8 protein-coding genes are annotated in these 9,172 nt (G+C 32.1%); 1 reads left to right on the top strand and 7 read right to left on the bottom strand.

Annotation, left to right across the window (positions count from 1 at the left end):
* Nucleotides 1-207 precede the first annotated feature (207 nt).
* From KA873_RS04775 to gmk, 5 genes are all read right to left on the bottom strand, one after another.
* Complete coding sequence (locus KA873_RS04775) at nucleotides 208-654, bottom strand: GNAT family N-acetyltransferase (protein WP_107384640.1); 447 nt, start codon at nucleotides 652-654, stop codon at nucleotides 208-210.
* Between the two features lie 228 nt (nucleotides 655-882).
* Nucleotides 883-3,291: a primosomal protein N' gene (gene priA / locus KA873_RS04770; RefSeq protein ID WP_107505172.1), complete on the bottom strand. Its 2,409-nt coding sequence runs from the start codon at nucleotides 3,289-3,291 to the stop codon at nucleotides 883-885.
* Between the two features lies 1 nt (nucleotide 3,292).
* Nucleotides 3,293-4,495, bottom strand: a complete 1,203-nt coding sequence (coaBC, locus tag KA873_RS04765) for a bifunctional phosphopantothenoylcysteine decarboxylase/phosphopantothenate--cysteine ligase CoaBC (protein ID WP_107505171.1) — start codon at nucleotides 4,493-4,495, stop codon at nucleotides 3,293-3,295.
* A 369-nt stretch (nucleotides 4,496-4,864) separates the two neighbouring features.
* A complete protein-coding gene (rpoZ, locus tag KA873_RS04760; RefSeq protein WP_107385114.1) occupies nucleotides 4,865-5,065 on the bottom strand; it encodes a DNA-directed RNA polymerase subunit omega in 201 nt (66 codons plus the stop codon).
* On the bottom strand, nucleotides 5,065-5,688 hold the full coding sequence (gmk, locus tag KA873_RS04755; RefSeq protein WP_019467771.1) for a guanylate kinase: 624 nt from the start codon (nucleotides 5,686-5,688) through the stop codon (nucleotides 5,065-5,067). Before gmk ends, rpoZ begins: the two co-directional genes overlap by 1 nt.
* A gap of 159 nt (nucleotides 5,689-5,847) precedes the next feature.
* Between gmk and KA873_RS04750 the strand changes: the two genes are divergently transcribed.
* Nucleotides 5,848-7,548 (top strand): Rqc2 family fibronectin-binding protein, encoded by a 1,701-nt coding sequence (locus KA873_RS04750; protein WP_107385913.1) that lies wholly within the window; start codon nucleotides 5,848-5,850, stop codon nucleotides 7,546-7,548.
* Nucleotides 7,549-7,667: 119 nt separating this feature from the next.
* Here the strand turns inward: KA873_RS04750 and KA873_RS04745 are convergent, their stop codons facing one another.
* A complete protein-coding gene (locus tag KA873_RS04745; protein WP_107505170.1) occupies nucleotides 7,668-8,075 on the bottom strand; it encodes a VOC family protein in 408 nt (135 codons plus the stop codon).
* Nucleotides 8,076-8,193: 118 nt separating this feature from the next.
* Nucleotides 8,194-9,048 carry a YitT family protein gene (locus tag KA873_RS04740; protein ID WP_107385117.1) on the bottom strand — a complete coding sequence of 285 codons (855 nt, stop codon included), beginning with the start codon at nucleotides 9,046-9,048 and terminating at the stop codon, nucleotides 8,194-8,196.
* Nucleotides 9,049-9,172: the final 124 nt, after the last annotated feature.

Raw genomic sequence — 9,172 nt, 5'->3', positions numbered from 1 at the left:
AGGAGTCTGGACTTGACTTTTTTTTCATAATTTACAATATAGATTAATAAAAAAAGTAGAAGTAAAAAGAAATCAATAATAGTTAAATTGAATTCTCTTACTTCTACTTCTTAATTTTATATTTAGATTTATTATATATTGAAAGGTTAAACTTTAATTATTATTTCAATAAAAAAATTTATATTTAATACTGTTCACTTCATTATTTTATAACTCAATGGTCATGGATGATGCATTTTTTATGAAACCAATTTTAGAATATAATGGTTCTGCATTAGTAGAAGCTTTTAAATTAACTATATTGACTTGTTCTGTTTTACACTTTAATAAAAGCTCATCTAAAATTTGTTTACTTAAACCTAACCCTCTGTACAATTTAGTTGTATAAACATTGGTAATATAGCCTTCAACACCAGAATAATTATCATATGCGGGTGGTATTTGTTGAAAAATAACTGCTCCTGTAGATACAACTTGTTGATTATCTATCATAAACACTTGGTAGATGTTTTCTTTGTCGAAAACATCTTCAAAATATTCTCTCATATTATCATCAATATCTTCAGTAGCAAGCATACCTTGATCCAGTAGTTGTTCTTTTCTTAATTTTATAATTGTTTCAATATCATTTTTATTTGCAATTCTCATCTCCATATCTAGTACTCCTTTTAAAGAAATATGAGCAAATAAATTTACTATATCTATCAATCATATTCAACTAATAATATTTATAGTTTAATAAAAAATAGGGCCATCAAATCAGCAAAACACCGATTTACAGACCCCATTTTAAAAAAGAAAAATATTAATTATCTAAACTGTAACTTAATCGCTAAACAACAGGTTTTTAAACACTACGGTTAAACCACATTTAATAGTGACCTACATCATCATTTGAGGATTAATGTCAATCTTCAGTGATAATTTGTCTTTTAAATATTGATCATGATAAAAATCATCTAAATATTTTAGCGCTTCGTGTAATGAAGGTTCGCTTTTATATTTAATTAATATTTGAAAGCGGTATTCATTATTAATTCGTGATAAAGCTGCTGGAGAAGGGCCTAACACTAATGCCTTATCTGATAAATGTTGTAACAATATTTTGTGTATATGTTTAGAAGCTTCCATTACTTTTTTCATATCTTTGTGTGCAATCGTAAAATTAATTAAAAAGAAGTATGGCGGGTATTTACCTAACTTTCTATAATTCATTTCTTTTTCAAAAAAAGAATGATAGTCATTATCTTGAACATCTTTAATTGCATAATGATCAGGATTATACGTTTGTATGATCACTTGCCCCTCTTTTTCATGGCGGCCTGCACGTCCTGAAACCTGTGTCAACAATTGATATGTACGCTCACTAGCTCTAAAGTCAGGCAAATTCAACATCGTATCAGCATTTAATACGCCAACTAATGTAATGTTTGGAAAGTCTAAACCTTTCGCTATCATTTGTGTCCCCAGTAAAATATCCCCTTTACCTGAACCAAAGTCATCTAATAATTGTTCATGTGCACCTTTTCGAGAAGTAGTATCAACATCCATACGAATAATCTTTGCTTCCTGAAAATTTTCTTGTAATAATTCTTCAACTCTTTGCGTACCCGTACCAACCTGTCTAATGTGTTCACTTTCACAGTTAGGACACTTATTGGGAGGGATTTCTTGATGACCACAATAATGGCATTTCAATTGATCCGTTGATTTATGATATGTTAGAGAAATATCACAATTAGGACATTGAGGTACATGACCGCAATCACGACACAACATAAATGACGCATAGCCACGTCTATTTAAAAATAAAACAACTTGTTCTTTTTTATCTAACCGCTCTTGAATCGCATGACGCAAATCTTCTGAAAACATAGAACGATTTCCAGATGCAAGTTCAGCACGCATATCTACGATGTTCACTTCTGGCAAAGCTTGTTGATTCACTCTATGAGGTAATGATAAAAGTTCATAAACACCTTTAGTTGCACGTGCATATGTCTCTAAACTTGGCGTGGCACTGCCTAATACTAAAGGACATTGATGATATTGACTGCGCCATTGTGCAATATCTCTAGCATGGTATCTTGGATAGTCCTCTTGTTTATACGAAGACTCGTGCTCTTCATCAATAATAATCATACCTAAATCTTTAAAAGGGGCAAACACACTGGAACGAGCACCAACGCTCACACTCGCTTTACCATCTCTAATTTTTTGCCATTCATCATAACGTTCGCCCTTAGATAACCCTGAATGTAAAACTGCAACTTCGTCCCCAAATCTTTGTTTAAATCTTAATACCATTTGGGGTGTGAGTGCAATTTCCGGTACTAACATCATCGCTTGTTTGTCCTGATTGAGTACTTTTTCTATGGTTTGTAAGTAAACTTCAGTCTTTCCAGAACCCGTCACGCCGTGTAATAAAAATGTCCGTTGTTCACTTTTATTAATCGTCTCAAGTATGGCATTATATGCTTCTTGTTGTTCTTGCGTAAGTTGTTGCTTTTGATCTTGTTCAAATACTCGCGTCGCAAAAGGATCGCGCTCTACAGTTGTATCATATTTCTCAATAAAACCTTTACGAGCTAATGTCTCAATGCTAGATTTTGAAAAGCCCATTTCTTCTAATTGCTTTAAAAAAACAACGTGATGACTTTCATCGATTAAATATGCATATAATTCATATTGCTTTTTTGATTTTTCTAAAGAGCCTAATACCATATCATAATCAAAACCTTCGACGATGCGCACTGCACGTTGTTTCTTTTTCTTTAAACTTTGAGATAAAATGGTATCTTCAAGAATTGCACCTTGCTTTAAGAATGGTGCAATTAGAGTTAAGTCTTCATTTTTTTGTGCTTCTTTATATGCATAATGCCCTTCCGAGTCAAATCGTTTTAATAACTTTTCTGGTATAGCTTCAGCATCTTCAACTGCAAAAACTTTGGTATATTTAGCTTTGATTGCACTTGGAAGCATAACCTCTAACATAGAAATTCGCTTTGTAACAAAATAAGTATGATACCAGTCTGTAAGTTGTATTAATTCTTTCGTTAATTCAGGTTTAATATCTTGTATCTCTTTTATTTCTTTTAATTTTGATATATCCATATCAGTGTCAGGTTGCTTAGTGATGTCCATGACATAACCTTGTATCGTTCTCGGTCCAAAAGGTACAATTACACGCATACCAACTTCAATCATCGCTTGAAATTTTTGTGAAATTAAATAATCAAATGTAAAGTCAACACTTTTAGATGGGATATCTACGATTACTTTTGCTATCATTTTATTGCCACCTTGTTTCTAAACTATCTAGTATATGCTCCGCTAATATGACTTTTTTGTGTTTTCCTAACGCTATAGTTTCACCGTTTTTATAGTACATTGTATATGCATTATCATCAGAGCTAAACCCAATTGTGCGATCTCCAACATTATTCGCTATAATGACATCTGCGTTTTTACTTTTTAATTTTTTTTGAGCATATGTTTCAATGTTTTGTGTTTCTGCTGCAAAACCAACTAAAAATTGATTACCTTTATGTTCTCCCAAATATTTTAAAATATCGGGTGTGCGTTTAAAAGTAACCGTCAAATCACCTTGTTGTTTTTTTAGTTTATGCTCTAATAATTCTGTTGGAGCATAATCTGATACTGCTGCAGATTTAAAGACAATATCCATGTTCTCGAATCGTGTTTTAACCGCTTCAAACATCTGCTGTGCACTTTCTACTTGTATGACTTCCACATTTTTCGGTGGTGTTAGCTTGGTTGGACCAGATATAAGTGTCACGTTCGCCCCTCTTTGAGCTAAAGATTCTGCTAGCGCATATCCCATTTTACCTGATGAGCGATTGGATAAATAACGAACTGGATCTAGTTCTTCTATGGTTGGTCCAGCAGTCACCAAAGCTTTCATACCGTTAAATCTACTATTTTTGGGTGTTGATATGTTGTGTTGAAAATATTGATTTAGCCTTTCTACAATTTGCAAAGGTTCTTCCATTCTACCTTTTGCAACGTAGCCACATGCTAAGAAACCTTCACCAGGTTCTAAGAAATAATAACCATCTGAACTTAACGTTGCTAAATTATGTTGCGTTCTTTTATTCTCATACATATGTACATTCATTGCTGGAGCGATAAATTTAGGTGTTTCTGTAGCTAATAGCGTTGATGTAACCATGTCATCAGCAATACCGTTTGCTAGTTTAGCGATTATATTTGCAGTTGCCGGTGCAACTACAATTGCATCTGCCCAATCTCCTAAAGCTACATGTTGAATTTCTTCTGGATTGTGTTCTTTAAAAGTGCTCGTATAAACAGGATTTCTACCGATGGCTTGAAAAGCTAAAGGAGTTACAAACTCTTGTGCATGGTCTGTTAACATCACTCTGACATTATAATCAGCCTGTGTGAGTTTACTCGTTAAATCTATTGCTTTATACGCAGCGATACCACCAGTTACAGCAAGTAATATATTTTTCATCGTAGTTCTCCTCCAAATAATTTATATCTTTCTATTAATGGTTTAACATAGTAGTTTATATATTTAATCTTCAATATAACTAAATATAGACAAATGTTTTTATTCCGCATTAGTTTAATGTATAGGATTACATAGCATGTTTTCATTTTCATTAGTTAAATTAACTTTTAATATTTTAGCTATATTGCTTTAAGTATAAATATGGTTACTGCTTATTATACACAAATTAATGTCCAAATTAAAAAAGCACACCTTGGCTATGAAACCTCAAAGTCATCGCATGCGTCCGACTTTTGAAGTGCACATCATTAACCCGGTGTACTTTTCAAAATTATAAAATTATATTATTCAATATTCGCTTAGAAAGTGTTATTTAGTAGTTTCAGGATAAATTTCGCCGCCAGCAATTTCTTCCAATGCTTTTCCCACTGATTTTTCAGAATTATATTTGCTTAATAGCGTACTATTTGGATGCTCGTCTAACTCACGTGCACGTTTAGCAGCAGTCGTAGCGATTAAATACTTTGATGTGATTTTTGATGTTAAATCATTTAATGGTGGATATAACATTATTTTTTTGCCTCCAATATCATTTTTCTATATTTTGCTTCAATTCTTTCCCTTTTCAAATGCTCAGCTTCAACAATAGATTGAATACGTTGCTTAGCTAATTCAACTTCATCATTAACCACAACATAATCATATAAATTCATCATTTCAACTTCTTTACGAGCTTCGAGTACTCTACTTTGAATTTTTTCATCAGACTCAGTACCACGTCCTACTAAACGTTCACGTAAATGATCTAAACTTGGTGGTGCTAGAAAAATAAATAATGCATCAGGGAACTTTTTACGAACTTGTTTGGCACCTTCTACTTCAATTTCTAAAAATACGTCATGTCCTTGGTCCATAGTATCTTTTACGTATTGCACCGGTGTACCATAATAATTACCCACATACTCTGCATATTCTATAAATTGATCTTGTTTAATTAATGCTTCAAACTCTGATTTTGTTTTGAAGAAATAATCTACACCATCGACTTCACCTTCACGCATATTACGTGTCGTCATCGAGATAGAATATTTATAAGATGTGGTTGGGTCATCAAATATTTTTTTTCTAACTGTACCTTTTCCTACACCAGAAGGTCCAGAAAGTACAATCAACAAACCTTTCTCATTATCCATGCCTTACTACCTCTCTAAGCTATTCTTCTATTATTAAACTATGATACCATAATGAGCGTTTGGTTGTATAGCATACGTTCAAACAATCTTTGCTCATGACCAAATCTTTTCATCATGTTACAATATGATGAATGACTAAAAATAAGGTGGCTGATAGTAATGGCATACGATGGTTTATTTACACGAAAAATGGTAGAATCTTTACAATTTCTCGTTGATGGTAGAATTCATAAAATCAATCAACCTGAAAACGATACAATCATCATGGTAATACGTCAAAATCGTAAAAACCATCAACTTCTACTCTCGATCCATCCTAGTTTTGCTAGAATGCATTTAACAGATAAAAAATACGATAATCCATTTGAACCACCAATGTTTGCAAGAGTATTTCGTAAACATTTAGAGGGTGGTTTTATTAAAGCAATAAGACAAATTGGAAATGATAGACGTGTAGAAATAGATATACACAGTAAAGATGAAATTGGTGATACCACTTACCGTACAGTTATTTTAGAAATAATGGGGAAACACAGTAATTTAATATTAGTAGATGATCAACGCAAGATTATTGAAGGTTTTAAACATTTGACGCCTAATACAAATCAATATCGTACAGTAATGCCTGGGTTTCAATACGAAGCACCTCCTACGCAAAATAAAACAAATCCATATGATATTACAGGTACAGAAGCTTTAAAATTCATTGATTTCAATAGTGGAAAAATCGCTAGACAGCTATTAAATCAATTTGAAGGCTTTAGTCCTTTAATTACGAACGAAATCGTCAATCGCAAACAATTTATGACAACTGAAACGTTACCAGAGGCATTTGATTCTGTAATGAATGAGACAAAGGAATTACCTACCCCTGTTTTTCATAAAAATCATGAAACAGGAAAAGAAGATTTCTACTTCATGCATTTAAATCAGTTTTACGATGATATGGTTGAATATGATTCTTTACATGATTTATTAGATAGATATTATGATGCCAGAGGCGAAAGAGAACGCGTAAAACAACGTGCAAATGATTTAGTTAAATTTGTACAGCAACAGTTGCATAAATATCAAAATAAATTAAGTAAACTAATCGATGAACAAGAAGGTACTAAAGATAAAGAAGTACAACAATTATTTGGTGAATTAATCACTGCCAATATTTATAGAATTAAACAAGGTGATGAGTATCTGACGACTACTAATTATTATGATGGTAATGAAGTAACCATTCCTTTAGATACCACAAAATCACCAGCAACAAATGCCCAAATGTATTATAAAAAATATAATAAATTGAAAACACGTGCACATGAATTAACACGTCAAATTGATTTAACTAAAGAAAACATCACATATTTTGAAAATATAGAACAACAGCTTACACATATATCCGTGGAAGATATTGATGACATTAGAGAAGAACTTGCCGAACAGGGCTATATGAAACAACGCAAACAAAAAAATAAGAAAAAGAAACCTTCCATTCAATTACAGGAATATGTCTCAAGTGACGGAGATACTATGCTTGTAGGAAAGAATAATAAGCAAAATGATTATTTAACAAATAAAAAGGCAAGCAAACAGCATTTGTGGTTTCATACAAAAGACATTCCTGGTTCTCATGTGGTGATCTTAAATGATGCACCTAGTGAAAATACCATAAAAGAAGCGGCTATGCTGGCTGGCTATTATTCAAAAGCTGGTAATTCTGGTCAAATACCAGTAGATTACACTGAAATTAAACACGTTCATAAACCTTCTGGTGCAAAACCAGGGTTTGTAACATATGATCATCAAAAAACACTCTATGCTACACCTGATTACGACCATATTCAAAAAATGAAAGTGACATCATAAACATAAAATACTTTAAAGTTGTAGTAACCATGTCCCTATAAATTAAAAACAAGGCTAAGATTATGAGCAATTAGTACACACAACATGTGTACGATGCTTAATCTTAGCCTTTTTAATATTTATTTTTTTTCTGGTAACGCGAGTTGAAAATTAACGCCAAATCTATCTACAATCCATGTAAATTCTCTAAATGGTGGCATTTCAGTTTTAGGCATTAAAATTGCCCCACCACTTTTTAATTTACTAAATAATCTTTCCATTTCTAATGGACTGTCTACCGTAACATATAATGACATTGCTGGATTCATGTCCACATCGACACCATTCATATTATCAATCGCCATAAAAACTTGATCTTTCAAACGAAAGATAGCATGTTGCACTGCACCAGTAGGTTCTTTATCATCTTCTTCATATTTAACCATCGTTAATATTTCTGCATCTTCAAATGCTTCTACATACAGATTGATTGCTTCCTCTGCTTGTCCATTAAACATAAGAAATGTCGTTATTTTTGGAATTGCCATTAAATTGCCTCCTTAAAACATCTTAAATATAGAATAAAACAAATTCTTAAAAAAATCGAACGAATTAAATTAGCAATTAACAAATAATTTGAAGCATAGCACCTATAAAGATCTATAATTAAGATAAATTCATAAATCCGTTTCCTAATACATCTCTCACATCATGAATAACTAAAAAGGCATTTTCATCTACCTCATTTACAAGCTTTTTAACTCTGGTCACTTGTGATTGTGGCACTACAACATACAACATACTTGTTTCATGTTTACCATAACCACCTTTCCCTTTTAAAAGTGTCGAGCCTCTACCTGTAAAACTATTGATTTCATCACTAATTATCTCATTTTTACTTGATATCACAGTAACTGCTTTTTTAGGATAGAATCCTTCAATAATAAATGCAGTTGCACGTTCAGTGATAAATATCATAATTACAGTAAACAAGACATTTTCTAATGGTAAGACAAATAAAAAGGATAAGACAACCAGAGCATCTAAAACAAAAATACCTTGTGATGTTTTGATGTCAAAATATTTATTTAACATCTTAGCAATGACTGATGTACCCCCTATCACGCCCCCAGAAGTAATTACTAATCCTATACCTACACCTACTAATACCCCTCCAAAAGAAGCATTTATTACAAAATTATCAATACCTGTTTTAAAGTTTTCAGTTAAATCTAAAAAGATAGATATCGCTGTATTGGCAATAAAAGTATATACTGCTGTTCTGGTACTCAAAAAACGCCATCCTACAATAATGACCAATGTATTTATAATTAAAGAGGATATAGCAGGTGAAAAGCCAAATGCATATTTTAATGCCAATGACATACCAACTGTACCCCCATCACCTAAATTAGATTCTAATATAAATGAATTAACTGCGATCGCACTCACAAACGCACCAATTAAACAGACAATAACATTTTTTGTATGGTTTTTTAGTAGTTGTTTCACAAACTTCATATCATTTCCCCTTACATTTGATAATATAAATTTAATTAAGGTAAGCTAGAAAAGCGTATTCAAATCATGCTTCGTTTTGATTTTACAAATGCGTTTTTTTCTCACAAATTGAATTAAAAACCAA

Origin of the sequence: Staphylococcus sp. GDY8P45P (assembly GCF_017892745.1) — a bacterium.
In the GTDB taxonomy this organism is placed as follows: Bacteria; Bacillota; Bacilli; order Staphylococcales; family Staphylococcaceae; genus Staphylococcus; species Staphylococcus cohnii.
Note: the sequence above shows the minus strand (reverse complement) of the source record. Positions and strands in the feature narration are given on the sequence as shown.